Origin of the sequence: Williamsia phyllosphaerae (assembly GCF_014635305.1) — a bacterium.
Classification (GTDB): Bacteria; Actinomycetota; Actinomycetes; order Mycobacteriales; family Mycobacteriaceae; genus Williamsia_A; species Williamsia_A phyllosphaerae.
The window spans coordinates 45,096-58,282 of record NZ_BMCS01000002.1 but is presented as its reverse complement, the minus strand read 5'-3'; the positions used below and the strand labels follow the sequence as shown (position 1 = coordinate 58,282).

Genomic DNA, 13,187 nt, shown 5'->3' with positions numbered 1-13,187 from the left:
GCCGTTCAGAGCCAGTGGTTACGCCGGAAGGTGCGCCACAGCAGCACCGACACCGTGGCCAGGAACGCCAGGAGCACGTAATACGAGTATTGCCAGTGCAGTTCGGGCATGTGGTCGAAGTTCATACCGTAGATGCCCGCGACCATGGTCGGCACCGAGGCGATCGCCACCCACGACGTGATCTTGCGCATGTCGGTGTTCTGCTGGATGCCGATCTTCGCCGAGGCGGCTTCGAGCAACGACGTCAGCACCTCGTCGAAGGTCCCGATCTGCTCCGCGACGGTGGTGTGATGGTCGAGCACGTCGCGCATGTAGCGTCGGACCTCCTTCGGGCAGAGGTCGTTGTCCGGGGAGGTGAGTCGCTGGAGCGGGATCGTGAGCGGCGCGACGGCTCGCCGGAGTTCGGTCATCTCGCGCTTGAGGAGGTAGACCGAGTCGATCTCGATGAGACCGCCGGGGGAGAAGATGTTCTCCTCGAGCGAGTCCAGGTCGGTCTCCACCGCGGCGGTGACGTCGAGGTAGGTGTCGACGACGTAGTCGGCGATGGCGTGCATCACGACGTAGGGGCCCAGTGCGAGACGGTCTGGGCGCGCCTCGAGCGCATGCCGGACGCCCTTGAGCTCGGTGAAGTCGCCGTGCCGGACGGTGATGACGAAGTCGGGGCCGACGAAGATCATGATCTCGCCGGTCTCGACCACCTCCTTGGTGGTGTTCAGCGACTCGTGTTCGACGTACTTGACGGTGCGCAACACGATGAACTGGGTGTCGTCGTAGCGTTCTAGTTTCGGCCGTTGGTGGGCGTGCACCGCGTCCTCGACCATCAACTCGTGCAGACAGAACGTCTCGGCCACACCGTTCATCTGACGGTCGTCGGGAGCGTGTAGCCCGACCCAGACGAAACCCTCACCGGTCGCACGGACCTCGGCCAGCGCCTCGCTGTAGGAGCGCCGCCCGGACATCCGCACGCCGTCGACGTAGACGGCGCAGTCGACCACCGCACGGGCGGGCGGGATCGGGACCTGAGGTCGGGAGGGGCCTCCACCGCCGGGTCGTAGGGACGGCAACGACGGCATGGTGGGACCTCCTCGGGCGTGTGGTGCATCTGCGGCCGCGGGGCGTGGCGGCCGACGGCCGACGGCCGCGACGCCATGGTACGGCCGCGGACGGCCGGGGCCCTACGGGTAGCGTGTGCGCCGTGCCGAACACCGTCGTCGACGACGCCAGCGAACCGTCCACCGCGAGCCCGACGCCGGTGGACATCACCCGCGACGACATCTTCGCCGGGCACGAGGGTGGGAAGTTGTCGGTGTGGATCACCGCGCCGCTCGACACCCGACGTGCCCTGTCGATCGCGTACACGCCCGGCGTCGCCGAGGTGTCGCGCGCCATCGCCGCCGATCCCGAACTCGTCCGCCGCTACACCTGGACCGACCGGCTGGTCGTCGTCGTGAGCGATGGCAGCGCCGTCCTCGGTCTCGGCGACATCGGTCCGCGTGCGTCCTTGCCGGTGATGGAGGGCAAGTCGGCCCTGTTCAAGAGTTTCGCCGGACTCGACTCGATCCCGCTCGTGCTCGACACCCAGGATCCCGACGAGATCGTCGAGACACTCGTCCGACTCCGTCCGTCGTTCGGCGCGGTGAACCTCGAGGACATCTCCGCGCCACGGTGTTTCGAGATCGAGAAGCGCGTCATCGAGGCGCTCGACTGCCCGGTCATGCACGACGACCAGCACGGCACCGCGATCGTCGTCCTCGCCGCCCTCAAGGGTGCGTGCACGCACCTCGACCGCGACCGCCGCGACCTGAAGGTGGTCGTGTCCGGCGCGGGGGCGGCCGGGGTCGCCTGTGCCAACATGCTTCTCGCCGACGGGATCGCCGACGTCACCGTGATCGATTCGAAGGGGATCGTCTCCGCCGACCGGGTTGACCTGCACGACGTCAAGGCCGACCTCGCCGGTCGCACCAATCCCGAGGGCCGCACGGGCGGCCTCGCCGACGCGATGGTCGGGGCCGACGTGTTCCTCGGTCTCAGCGCCGGGACGGTGTCGGAGGAGGCCCTGGCGACCATGGCACCCGGCGGCATCATCCTCGCGCTGTCCAACCCGGATCCGGAGGTCCACCCCGACATCGCCCGCAGATATGCGGCCGTCGTGGCCACCGGGCGCAGCGACTTCCCGAACCAGATCAACAACGTCCTGGCGTTCCCCGGCGTGTTCCGGGGTGCCCTCGACGCCCGCGCCCGACGGATCACCGAGACCATGAAGATAGCCGCCGCCGACGCGATCGTCGGGGTCCTCGGCGGCGAATTGGCCGCCGACATGATCGTCCCCAGCCCGCTCGACCCCCGCGTGGCACCCGCGGTCGCCGCTGCCGTCGCGGCCGCGGCCGGCGAGGAGTAGGAAGTCGACACCATGAGGCGCCCGTCCGCTCCCGTCCGTGCCGCCCAGGCCATCGTGGTCGTGCTGGCGGTGCTGATCGGCGGTGTCGCCTGCGGTGACTCGTCGGGTACCGACACCGACCTGGTCATCGGCAGCGCACCGGGCGCCGCGCCGCGGGTGGCCGCGCAGATCTACGCAGAGGTGCTGCGGCACAACGGTGCCGCCGTGGCGTCCGACGTCGTCACCGCGAGCTACCCGCGTCTGCTCGCGGGTTTCGACTCCGGCCGCGTCGACCTCTTCCCCGCGTTCACCGGCAGCCTGCTCGCGGAGTTGGCCCCCAACGCGACCGACACCGGTTCCGATGCCGTCTACGCCGCGCTCAACAGCGCGCTGCCGCAGGGCGTCTCGGTCGGCGACCCGACCCCGGTCTCCGATCAGCTGCAGGTGGTCGTCGCCGCGTCGCTCGCATCGGCGCGCGACGTCGACGAGCTGTCCGAGTGCTCTCGGTTGCCTGCGGGGTTGCCCGTGGTCGGCGACCGCGCCCCCGACCCGGGGACACTCGCGGCCCTCGGCGGCGTGGGCTGCCGGTTCGGGCCGTTCCGTCAGGTCTCGAGTGTGTCGGAGGTGGTGTCGGCGGTGGCCGGTCAGAACGCCGTCGGTCTCGTGTCCACCCTGTCCACCGCGGGCACCGAAGCGAACCTGCAGGCACTCGCCGACGCCACACAGCAGGCGAACGGCCGCCCGCAGGCGTCGGCCGCGCCCGCCGACGCGGCCGACCAGCCCGCGATCCGCGCACAGAACCTCGTCCCGGTGTTCTCCACCGCGGCGTTGACGCGCGATCAGATCAAGGCCATCAACAAGGTGGCCGGCGAGCTGACCACCGCGGACCTGGCGACCATGGCCGAGCGGGTCTCCCGCGACCCGGGCAGCGTCGACACGGTCGTCGACAACTGGCTCGGCGAGCACAGCCTGTAGTCGTGCCCGACATCACCTGGTGGGGCCACTCGACGGTCACCGTCGCCGACGGCGGGACCCGCGTGCTCACCGATCCGGTCCTCACCGGCGGGGTCGCGCACCTGCGTCGTCGGCGTGGTCCGGTTCCGGCGCCCGCCGCCCGCGACGCCGACGTCGTGCTGATCTCGCACCTGCACTCCGACCACCTGCACGTGCGGTCCCTGCGGTCACTGTCCGCCGACATCCCGCTCGTCGTGCCGTGCGGGGCGCGAGCGGCGGTGCCCGGTCTGCGCCTGCTCGCCGACCGCGACATCCGTGAAGTCGAGCCCGGCGACGTCGTCGAGGTCGGGTCGGTCCGGATCCGTGCGGTCCCCGCCGAGCACGACGGTCACCGCGTGCCGTGGGCGCACCGTGCGGTCACACCGGTGGGATACGTGATCTCCGGGACCGCGGACACCTACTTCGCGGGCGACACCGACCTCTACGACGGGATGTCCGACGCCGTGGGCAGGTGCGACGTGGCCCTGCTCCCGGTCGGCGGATGGGGGCCGGGACTCGGGGAGGGGCACATGAACCCGGAGCGTGCGGGCCGTGCCGCCGCGCGACTCGCGGTCGCCGACGCCGTACCGATCCACTTCGGGACCCTGTGGCCGATCGGACTCGACGGGATCGCGCCGGACGAGTTCCTCCCACCGGGCGCGCAGTTCCGTGCCGCCGCGGCGCAGGCCGCGCCGGACACGACGGTGCACGAGCTCACACCCGGGCAGACGGTCTCACTCGGAGGAGTTGCGGGCCGCGGAGACCCGTAGGGCCCGACCGGCACGGCGGCGCAGCACCCAGATGGGGAACGGCTTGCGCTCCCGCAGGATCCGCAGCATCCGGTAGCGGTCGTAGAGCGTCACGATCAGTGACAGCAGCAGCAGGAAGAACAGCGCCGGGATCGGTTGGACCGAGGCCCCGCCGGGCGTCGGGAGCACGACCAACGCCGCCACCACACCGGCGTTGATCACACTGACCGCGACGAACTGGGCGAGCGTCGAACTCCACTGCGCTCCGCGCCCGGCCAGCCAGTGGCTGACCACGGAGTTGGCGACGATCAGGATCGCGACGGTCACCACGATCTGGGTCCGGGAGGCGTTGACGCCCGGCAGGATCTGCGAGAACACGATCAGGATCATCGAGACCAGGATGATCTTCTCCAACAGCGGACCCCGGACGAACGCGTTCTGACGGGCCCGTACCGTCGGCGGCACCTGATCGACGTTGCCACCGCGAGTGCGTTGCGAGACGTCGAATCCGAACGGCCAGTCACCCGGCGGGAGACGGCGGAGACCGATCCGGGCGAGCACGACCAGGACGACGGCCAGCACGATGACGAGGCCGACCACCCAGAGGCGGTTCGCGACGGCGGTGCCCCAGCCGTCGGTGAGGTCCACCCCGAAGACCTTCGTCTTCAGTTCATCGGTCACGTCGAGTTCGGCGATGTGCAGCCACCACTCCTGGGGCAGCTTGATGATCACCCAGATGCCGACCGCCAGCGCCAGCAGCAGACGTCGGCGCATACGTGTGGGCGACCAGTGCGTGCGCACCACCTCGTAGGCGATGAAGAAGTACTCGAAGGTGTTGGGGAACACCAGCAGCAACCAGCGCGCGTCGCTGAACTCGAACAGCACGACGCCGATCAGGCGGTAGTAGAACAGGAACCGCGCGATGCCGAACGCGAACGGATCCGACCAGTTCTGCAGGGTCGAGAGATATGCGATGGCCAGGTAGTAGACGTCGAGCGCCTTGTCGTACTGCTGGTATCCGTCGATGTCGAGGCCGGGCACCTGCTGGAAGACGGTCTGGTCGACCGCGTCGAGCACGAGCGAGGCGATGATCGCCGGCACCGGGAACCGGGGGATGAACAGCGGGACGATGAGTCGGAGAGCCACGACCGCCAACACCACCGCTGTACCCACCGCAGAACCCTATCGCCGGGTTCGGAGGGGGACGCGGTCAGGCCAGATGTGAACGCAGGAAACCACCGATGTGGTCGACGGCGTCGGCGGCCTCGCGCAACATGCCTGCCTGTTGGTGCCCGACGTGCCACAGCCGGGGGAACTCCATCAGATCGACCTCGACGTCGGATGCTCGCAGCTTCTCGGTGAACCGGATCACCTGCTGGTACAACGCTTCCCGTTCACCGATGTGCACCACCGTCGGGGGAAGTCCGGTCAGGATGCCGTGCAGCGGCGCATAACCGGGGTCCGTCGGGTCGCCGTCGGCGAGGTAGGCCGCCGCGCAGAATCGCGACCACCTGCGGTTGACCACCGAATCGGTCGACCACGTCTCGTGGCTGTCGTCACCGGGATCGACCCACGGCGAGATCAGACCCAGTGCGGCCGGGCGCAGATCGTGATCGTCGACGAGTCGGCGCGCGGTCGCGACCGACAACCCGCCGCCCGCCGAGTCGCCGGCCACGGCGATCGTGGCGGGGGAGAACCCGTGGTTGTCGACGAGGTCGCGGAACGCCGCCACCGCGTCGTCGACGGCGGCCGGGTACGGATCCTCCGGCGCGAGGCGGTAGTCGATCAGGTACAGGGCCGCACCGGTCACCGACGCGAGGTGCGCGGCCAGATGACGATGCGAGTGCGGTGACCCGAGTGTGTACCCACCGCCGTGGAGAAACAGCACGGCTCGGTCGGTCTCGCTGGCGCCCACCGTCACCCGCTCGGTCGGACGACCACCCAGGGTGAGGGTGCGCACGACGGTGTCGCGGGGCAACGGCTCGATGTCGAGCGCGCGGTCGGCTGCGGCCCGCTGTAGCGACAACGGCAGACTCGGGTGGAGCATCGCCCGGTACATCAGCCGGGTGATCGGCTCGACCACTCCGATGGGGAGCTTGGGGCCGGCGGGCGAATAGGTCATCGCGGCTTGAGCATCGAGCCGCTGACCTTCGCGGTGACCGCCTGATACTTCGAGGCGGTCAGGCGCACGACGAGGTCGAGGATCTTCGCATCCGCGCCCACGAGGACACGCGCACGGTCCTTCTCGACGGCGTTGATGATGATCTCCGCCGCCCGTGGCGAGGTGGTCTTGGCCAGTTTCTTGTCGAACATCGCGGCGAACTGCGCGGCGTCGCTGCCGTCGGCGACGGTGGCGTTGCGCGCGATGGCGGTCTTGATGCCACCGGGGTGCACGCAGGTCACCTTCACGTTGTGCCCGGCGAGCTGCATCTCCTGGTTGAGCGACTCGGTGAAGCCGCGCACCGCGAACTTCGCGGCGTTGTAGGCGCTCTGACCGGGGATGGCCAGGATGCCGAACAATGACGAGGTGTTCACGATGTGGCCGTCCCCGGAGGCGATGATGTGCGGCAGGAATGCCTTGGTGCCGTTGACGACTCCCCAGAAGTCGACGTCCATCACACGCTCGTAGTCCTTGAACGAGGTCTGCTCGACCTCGGCGTGGTGAGCGATACCCGCGTTGTTGAACACGACGTTGACCTTGCCGTAGTGGGCGACGACGGTGTCGGCGTACTCCAGCACCGACTCGCGCTCGGCGACGTTGAGCAACTGGGAATGAACCTCGGCCCCACGGCTCTCGAGCATGGCCACCGTCTCGTCGAGCCCGATGGGGTTCATGTCGGAGATGGCGAGCTTGGCGCCCTTGGCCGCGAGCTGGAGCGCGAGGTCGCGACCCATCCCCGAGGCGGCACCGGTGATGACCACGACCTTGCCTGCAAAATTCTTCACAGTGTCAGTTCCCTTCAGGATTTCGCGTCGGCGGTCGCGGTGACACGTGTCGTGTCGTAGGCCGCGATGTCGAAGTTCTTGGTGGCCTTGCGGTAATTGAAGGTGAAGCCGGGCCACAGCGTGGTGATGTTGCCGAACTCGTCCTTGTACCAGCTCGCGCAGCCGCCGTTCTCCCAGACACTGGTCGACAGCGTCTTCTGGATCGACTTGTTGTAGACCTTCTCGTCCTCGGCGCGGACCTCGGTGCGCGTGATGTCGTTGCGCTCGGTGGTCTTGAGGAAGTCCACCAGGTAGTTCAGCTGCGACTCGATCATGAACACCATCGAGGTGTGGCCCAACCCGGTGGCCGGCCCGACCATCAGGAACAGGTTCGGGAACCCGTGGATCATCGAACCCTTGTAGGCCTTCATGCCGGTCTTGGCCCAGCTCTGCGCGAGGCTGTCGCCGTCCTTGCCCACGATGTGTTCGAAGCCGGGGGAGTCGGTGACGTGGAAGCCGGTGGCGACGACGATCGCGTCGACCTCACGGGTCACGCCGTCCTTCGTCACGATGCCGGTCGGGGTGACGTGGTCGATACCGTCGGTGATGACGTCGACGTTGTCCTGCCCGAGCGCCGGGTAGTACGTGTTCGACAGCAGGATGCGCTTGCAACCCACCTTGAACTTCGGGGTGACCTTGTCGCGCTTGGCGGGATCGGAGATGCCGCGGCGGATGTTGGCCTTGCCTGCGGCGTGTGCCGGGCGCAGGACGTCGGGCCGGTGGGTGAGTCCGTAGGAGACCAGCTCGTGGGCCAGGTAGATGCCGGTACGCGAGAGACGCTGCACGCCGGGCACATTGCGGAACAGCCAGTGCTCGAGGCCGGTGTACTTCCGGTCGGCGCGGGGGAGCACCCACGGGGCGGTGCGCTGGTAGACGTCCATGTGCCCGATCTTGGGGGCGAGCTCCGGGATGATCTGGATCGCCGACGCGCCGGTGCCGATGACGGCGACGCGCTTGCCGGTCAGGTCGACATCGTGGTTCCAGCGTGCGGAGTGGAAGATCTCGCCCTCGAAGTCGGCGATGCCCGTCACGTCGGGCAGGCGGGGCTCGCACAGCGGGCCGATGGCGCCGATGAGGATCTCCGCGCGGACCTGCTCAGGGCCGGTCTCGGGATGGGTGATGTCGACGATCCACCGGTTGTCGGCCTCGTTCCACACCGCATTGATGACCTCGACGCCGAAGCGCGTGCGGCGGTGCAGTTCGTTCTTCTCCGCGACCGCGTTGATGTACTGGTGGATCTCGGCCTGCTTGGAGAACGACCGCGACCAGTTGGGGTTCAGCTCGAACGAGTAGGAGTAGAGATGCGAGGGCACGTCGCAAGCGGCACCCGGATAGGTGTTGTCGCGCCAGGTGCCTCCGAAGTCAGAGCCGCGGTCGAGGATGAGGAAATCCTCGAATCCGTTCTGCTGCAGCTTGATTGCAGCACCCATGCCGGAGAACCCGGCGCCTACGATAGCGATCTTGACATCGTTCATGGGTACGATCCTACACGCTATTGACGACCCGTCAATAAGCTATTGACATCAATTCAGTACACTCTTCTCCATGACGCAGGCCAAGCGCACACGGATGAGCCCGGAAGCTCGTCGTGAGCAGCTGATCGAGCACGGGATGTCCATGCTCGCCGACCGGACGTTGGATCAGGTCACCATCGACGCCATCGCCGAGTCGGTGGGCGTGTCCCGGGCGTTGTTGTTCCACTACTTCGAGTCCAAACAGGACTTCCACGTGGCCATCGCCCGTGAACAGAGCCGGCAGATGCTGGAGTGCACCGAACCCGATCTGTCGCTCGCGGACCCGATGCTGATCCTGCGCGGTTCGATGTCGGCGTTCGTCGAGTACGTCTCCGAACACCGGCACGTCTACGTCACCCTGCTGCGTGGGGCGATCGGGGCCGACCCGGCGATGCAGGAGGTCTTCGAGGAGACGCGGTCGGTGATGGCCGATCGCGTGCTGGCCCAGGCCTGGACCCTCGACCTGCGTCCGACGCCGCTGGTACGGATCGCCGTGGACGGCTGGATGGCGTTCGTCGAGGAGGTCACCGTCGCGTGGCTGACCGGCGACGACGACATCGAACGCGAACACCTGCTCGACCTGATCACCTCGTCGCTGCCGCTGCTCGGGGGAGCAGCGGCAGCGAGCGAGTGATTATTCGAAGGCCTTGTCGATGATCTCCTGCTGTTCGACGGCGTGGACCTTGCTCGATCCCGACGACGGTGCCGACATCGCGCGACGCGACACCCTCTTGAGCGAGGAGAAGTACTCGGGCAGGATCTCGGGCAGGTTGAGGCCGAAGAACGGCCACGGACCCTGGTTCGCCGGCTCCTCCTGAACCCAGAGGAACTCCTGCACGGCCGGGTACTGCTCCAGGATCTGGCCCAGTCGGCGATGCGGGATCGGGTAGAGCTGCTCGATGCGGATGATGGCGACGTCCTCGCGGCCGTCCTTCTCCTTGCGCGCCGCGAGCTCGTAGTAGAGCTTGCCGCTCACCATGAGAACGCGGGTGACCTTGTCGCGCACCTTCTGGTCGGTGATGGACGGGTCGTCGATCACCGATTTGAACTTGCCCTCGGTGAAGTCCTCCACCGGGGAGACGGCGGCCTTGTTGCGCAGCATGGACTTCGGGGTGAAGACCACGAGCGGTCGGCTGATCCCGTCGAGCACGTGACGACGCAGCAGGTGGAAATAGCTGGCCGGGGTGGACGGGACGGCGACGGTCATCGAGCCCTCGGCGCAGAGCAGCAGGAACCGCTCGATCCGGCCCGAGGTGTGATCGGGTCCCTGACCCTCGTGGCCGTGCGGCAGCAGCAACACCACGTCGGAGAGCTGACCCCACTTGGCCTCACCGGAGGAGATGAACTCGTCGATGATCGACTGCGCGCCGTTGACGAAGTCGCCGAACTGCGCCTCCCACAACACGAGTGAGTCGGGGTTGCCGACCGAGTAGCCGTACTCGAAGCCGACGACCGCGAACTCACTGAGTGCGGAGTCGTAGGCGTTGAACCGTCCGCCGGAACGCTCGCCCTCGGTGGACACGAGCTGGTTCAGCGGCGTGTACTCCTCACCGGTCTTGCGGTCGATGATGACCGAGTGTCGCTGGCTGAAGGTGCCGCGACGCGAGTCCTGACCGGACAGACGCACCGTGCGCCCCTCCTCGACCAGCGATCCGAAGGCCAGCAGTTCGCCGAACGCCCAGTCGATGTTGCCCTCGCGGGACATCTCCTTGCGTCGGGTGAGTACCGGCTTGACGCGCTGGTGGACCGAGAAGCCCTCGGGGACCTCGCCGAACGCATCACCGATGGCCTCGACCGTCGCGCGGTCGATGCCGGTCATCAGCTTGGTCGGCAGCGTCTGGTCGGACTCGACCGACGGGCTCGGGGCCGCCTGGTACTTCTCGAGTTCCTTGACCTCGTTGAAGACCCGTTCGAGCTGACCCTGGTAGTCGCGCAGGGCGTCCTCGGCCTCCTTGGTCGAGATGTCACCACGACCGATCAGGGCCTCGGTGTAGCTCTTGCGGACGCCTCGCTTGGTGTCGATGACGTCGTACATGGCCGGCTGCGTCATCGAGGGGTCGTCGCCCTCGTTGTGGCCGCGGCGGCGGTAGCAGACGAGGTCGATGACGACGTCCTTGTGGAAGGCCTGCCGGTAGTCGACGGCGAGCTTCGCGGCCCACACGCAGGCCTCGGGATCGTCACCGTTGACGTGGAAGATCGGCGCACCGATCATCTTCGCCACATCGGTGCAGTACTCCGACGAGCGCGAGTGCTCGGGTGCGGTGGTGAAGCCGACCTGGTTGTTGACCACGATGTGCACCGTGCCGCCGGTCTGGTAGCCGGGCAGCATCGCGAGGTTGAGCGTCTCGGCGACCACGCCCTGTCCGGCGAACGCGGCGTCGCCGTGCAGCGCGAGCGGCAGGACCGTGAAGGCCTCGTCGCCGCGGTCGAGCATCTCCTGCTTGGCGCGCACGAGCCCCTCGAGCACCGGGTCGACGGCCTCGAGGTGGGACGGGTTGGCGGTCAGCGACACGTTGATCTCGTTCTCGCCGAACATCTGGTAGTACTTGCCCTCGGCTCCGAGGTGGTACTTCACGTCGCCCGACCCGTGTGCCTGCGACGGGTTCAGGTTGCCCTCGAACTCGGTGAAGATCTTCGAGTACGGCTTGCCGACGATGTTGGCCAGGACGTTGAGCCGGCCGCGGTGCGGCATGCCGACGACGACCTCGTCGAGGCCGTGTTCGGCGCTCTGGTCGATGACGCCGTCCATCATCGGGATCACCGATTCGGCACCCTCGAGCGAGAAGCGCTTCTGCCCGACGTACTTGGTCTGCAGGAACGTCTCGAACGCCTCGGCGGCGTTGAGCTTGGACAGGATGTACTTCTGCTCGCCGATCGGCGGCTTCGCGTGCTTGATCTCCACCCGCTCCTGCAGCCACTGCTGCTGCTCGGGCTCGAGGATGTGGGTGTACTCCACGCCGACGTGGCGGCAGTAGGCATCGCGCAGCACCGACAGGATGTCGCGGAGCTTCATCGTGTCCTGGCCGTGGAAGCCACCGACCTTGAAGTCCCGGTCGAGATCCCACAGCGTCAGGTCGTAGGTCAGCACGTTCAGGTCGGGGTGCGCGGTCCGGGCATCGGAGTCGATCATCAACGGGTCGATGTCGGCCATCAGATGGCCCCGGTTGCGGTACGCCGCGATGAGTTCGAGGACCCGTGCGTTCTTGTCCACCGCGGGCGACGCGATGTCCTTGCGCCACCGGATCGGCTCGTACGGGATGTGGAACGCGGTGAAGATCTCGTCGAAGAAGGCGTCGTCGAGGAGCAGGTTGTGGATGGTCCGGAGGAAGTCGCCGGACTCCGCGCCCTGGATGATCCGGTGGTCGTAGGTCGAGGTCAGGGTCATCAGCTTGCCGACGCCCATCTCGGCGATCCGCTCGTCGCTCGCGCCCTGGAACTCGGCCGGGTACTCCATCGCACCGGCGCCGATGATCGCGCCCTGCCCCTTCATCAGGCGGGGTACCGAGTGCACGGTCCCGATGGTGCCGGGGTTGGTGAGCGAGATGGTGACGCCTGCGAAGTCGTCGGCGGTCAGCTTGCCGTCACGGGCGCGCCGGACGATGTCCTCGTAGGCGGCGTGGAACTCGCCGAACTTCATCGTCTCGGTGTGCTTGATGGCCGCGACGACGAGCGACCGGCTGCCGTCCTTGCCGGGCAGGTCGATCGCGAGACCGAGGTTGATGTGGGCGGGGGAGACCGCGTTGGGCTTGCCGTCGAGCTCGTCGAAGTGGCGGTTCATGTTCGGGAACGCCTTGACCGCCTGGACGATCGCGTAGCCGAGGATGTGGGTGAACGAGATCTTGCCGCCGCGGGTCCGCGCGAGATGGTTGTTGACCACGATGCGGTTGTCGATCATCAGCTTCGCCGGGATCGCACGCACGCTGGTGGCCGTCGGGATCTGCAGCGAGAGCGCCATGTTCTTGGCGACGGCGGCAGCCGCGCCACGCAGGATCTTGGTGCTGTCCTCGGTCTGCACCGGTGCGTCACCGGACGGCTTGGTCTCCGACTTGGTTCCCGCGCCGTTTTTCGCGGCCGTGTCCTTCTTGTCGGTCGCCTCTTTCTTCGGCACGGTGCCCTTGTTCGGGTCCGGCGCCTTGCTGACGGCCTTCTCGACGGGGACGGTCTTCGTCGCCGGCGAGGTACGGGTGGTCGGAGGGGTGACGTTGCTGCCTGCCGAACTGTCGCGGCTCTGCACCGCCTGCCCGGATGCGGCCTTCGTCGCGGGAGCCTCGCTCACCGCGGTGGCGGGGGCGTCGGCCCCCTTCTCCGGCGCGGCCGAGGACGACACGGGCTTGCTCGCCCCGTTCTTGCCTGCCCCGTCGGATGCCTTCGTGGCCGAGCCGTTGCCGTTCGTCGCGGCTCCGTCTTCGGTCTTGGGCTCGTAGCCGGCGAGGAACTCGTGCCAGCTCGCGTCGACCGAGTCCGGGTCCTCGCGGAACCGCTGGTACATCTCGTCGACCAGCCATTCGTTCTGTCCGAAGTCTGAAACCGAACTGCTGCTCACGGCAGAATCTCGCCTCTATTCCCTGA

At 67.6% G+C, this 13,187-nt stretch carries 10 protein-coding genes; 4 read left to right on the top strand and 6 right to left on the bottom strand.

Features of this window, described 5'->3' with window-relative positions; all coding sequences use genetic code 11:
• Positions 1-5 precede the first annotated feature (5 nt).
• Positions 6-1,073: a magnesium and cobalt transport protein CorA gene (locus IEV93_RS14160; RefSeq protein WP_188490650.1), complete on the bottom strand. Its 1,068-nt coding sequence runs from the start codon at positions 1,071-1,073 to the stop codon at positions 6-8.
• 122 nt (positions 1,074-1,195) lie between these two features.
• Between IEV93_RS14160 and IEV93_RS14155 the strand changes: the two genes are divergently transcribed.
• The 3 genes from IEV93_RS14155 to IEV93_RS14145 are packed head-to-tail and all read left to right on the top strand — an operon-like array spanning position 1,196 to position 4,140.
• Positions 1,196-2,398, top strand: coding sequence for an NAD(P)-dependent malic enzyme (locus tag IEV93_RS14155; RefSeq protein WP_188490649.1), 1,203 nt, complete (start codon positions 1,196-1,198; stop codon positions 2,396-2,398).
• 12 nt (positions 2,399-2,410) lie between these two features.
• The gene (locus IEV93_RS14150) at positions 2,411-3,352 is read left to right on the top strand and encodes a glycine betaine ABC transporter substrate-binding protein (RefSeq protein ID WP_188490648.1); all 942 of its coding nucleotides are present in this window, start codon (positions 2,411-2,413) and stop codon (positions 3,350-3,352) included.
• Between the two features lie 2 nt (positions 3,353-3,354).
• Positions 3,355-4,140, top strand: a complete 786-nt coding sequence (locus tag IEV93_RS14145) for an MBL fold metallo-hydrolase (RefSeq protein WP_229705189.1) — start codon at positions 3,355-3,357, stop codon at positions 4,138-4,140.
• Here the strand turns inward: IEV93_RS14145 and IEV93_RS14140 are convergent.
• The 4 genes from IEV93_RS14140 to IEV93_RS14125 are packed head-to-tail and all read right to left on the bottom strand — an operon-like array spanning position 4,105 to position 8,579.
• The gene (locus IEV93_RS14140; protein ID WP_188490647.1) at positions 4,105-5,292 is read right to left on the bottom strand and encodes a hypothetical protein; all 1,188 of its coding nucleotides are present in this window, start codon (positions 5,290-5,292) and stop codon (positions 4,105-4,107) included. The genes IEV93_RS14145 and IEV93_RS14140 overlap by 36 nt on opposite strands.
• A 37-nt stretch (positions 5,293-5,329) precedes the next feature.
• Entirely contained in the window at positions 5,330-6,241 is a 912-nt protein-coding gene (locus IEV93_RS14135; RefSeq protein WP_188490646.1) for an alpha/beta hydrolase, read from the bottom strand.
• Complete coding sequence (locus IEV93_RS14130) at positions 6,238-7,065, bottom strand: SDR family NAD(P)-dependent oxidoreductase (protein ID WP_188490645.1); 828 nt, start codon at positions 7,063-7,065, stop codon at positions 6,238-6,240. Before IEV93_RS14130 ends, IEV93_RS14135 begins: the two co-directional genes overlap by 4 nt.
• A 14-nt stretch (positions 7,066-7,079) precedes the next feature.
• Entirely contained in the window at positions 7,080-8,579 is a 1,500-nt protein-coding gene (locus tag IEV93_RS14125; RefSeq protein ID WP_188490644.1) for a flavin-containing monooxygenase, read from the bottom strand.
• Positions 8,580-8,649: 70 nt separating this feature from the next.
• Here IEV93_RS14125 and IEV93_RS14120 point away from each other — a divergent pair, with 70 nt between their 5' ends.
• Positions 8,650-9,252, top strand: a complete 603-nt coding sequence (locus IEV93_RS14120; protein WP_229705188.1) for a TetR/AcrR family transcriptional regulator — start codon at positions 8,650-8,652, stop codon at positions 9,250-9,252.
• On the opposite strand, the gene IEV93_RS14115 is transcribed toward IEV93_RS14120, so the two are convergent.
• A complete protein-coding gene (locus IEV93_RS14115) occupies positions 9,253-13,107 on the bottom strand; it encodes a multifunctional oxoglutarate decarboxylase/oxoglutarate dehydrogenase thiamine pyrophosphate-binding subunit/dihydrolipoyllysine-residue succinyltransferase subunit (RefSeq protein ID WP_371873861.1) in 3,855 nt (1,284 codons plus the stop codon).
• Positions 13,108-13,187: the final 80 nt, after the last annotated feature.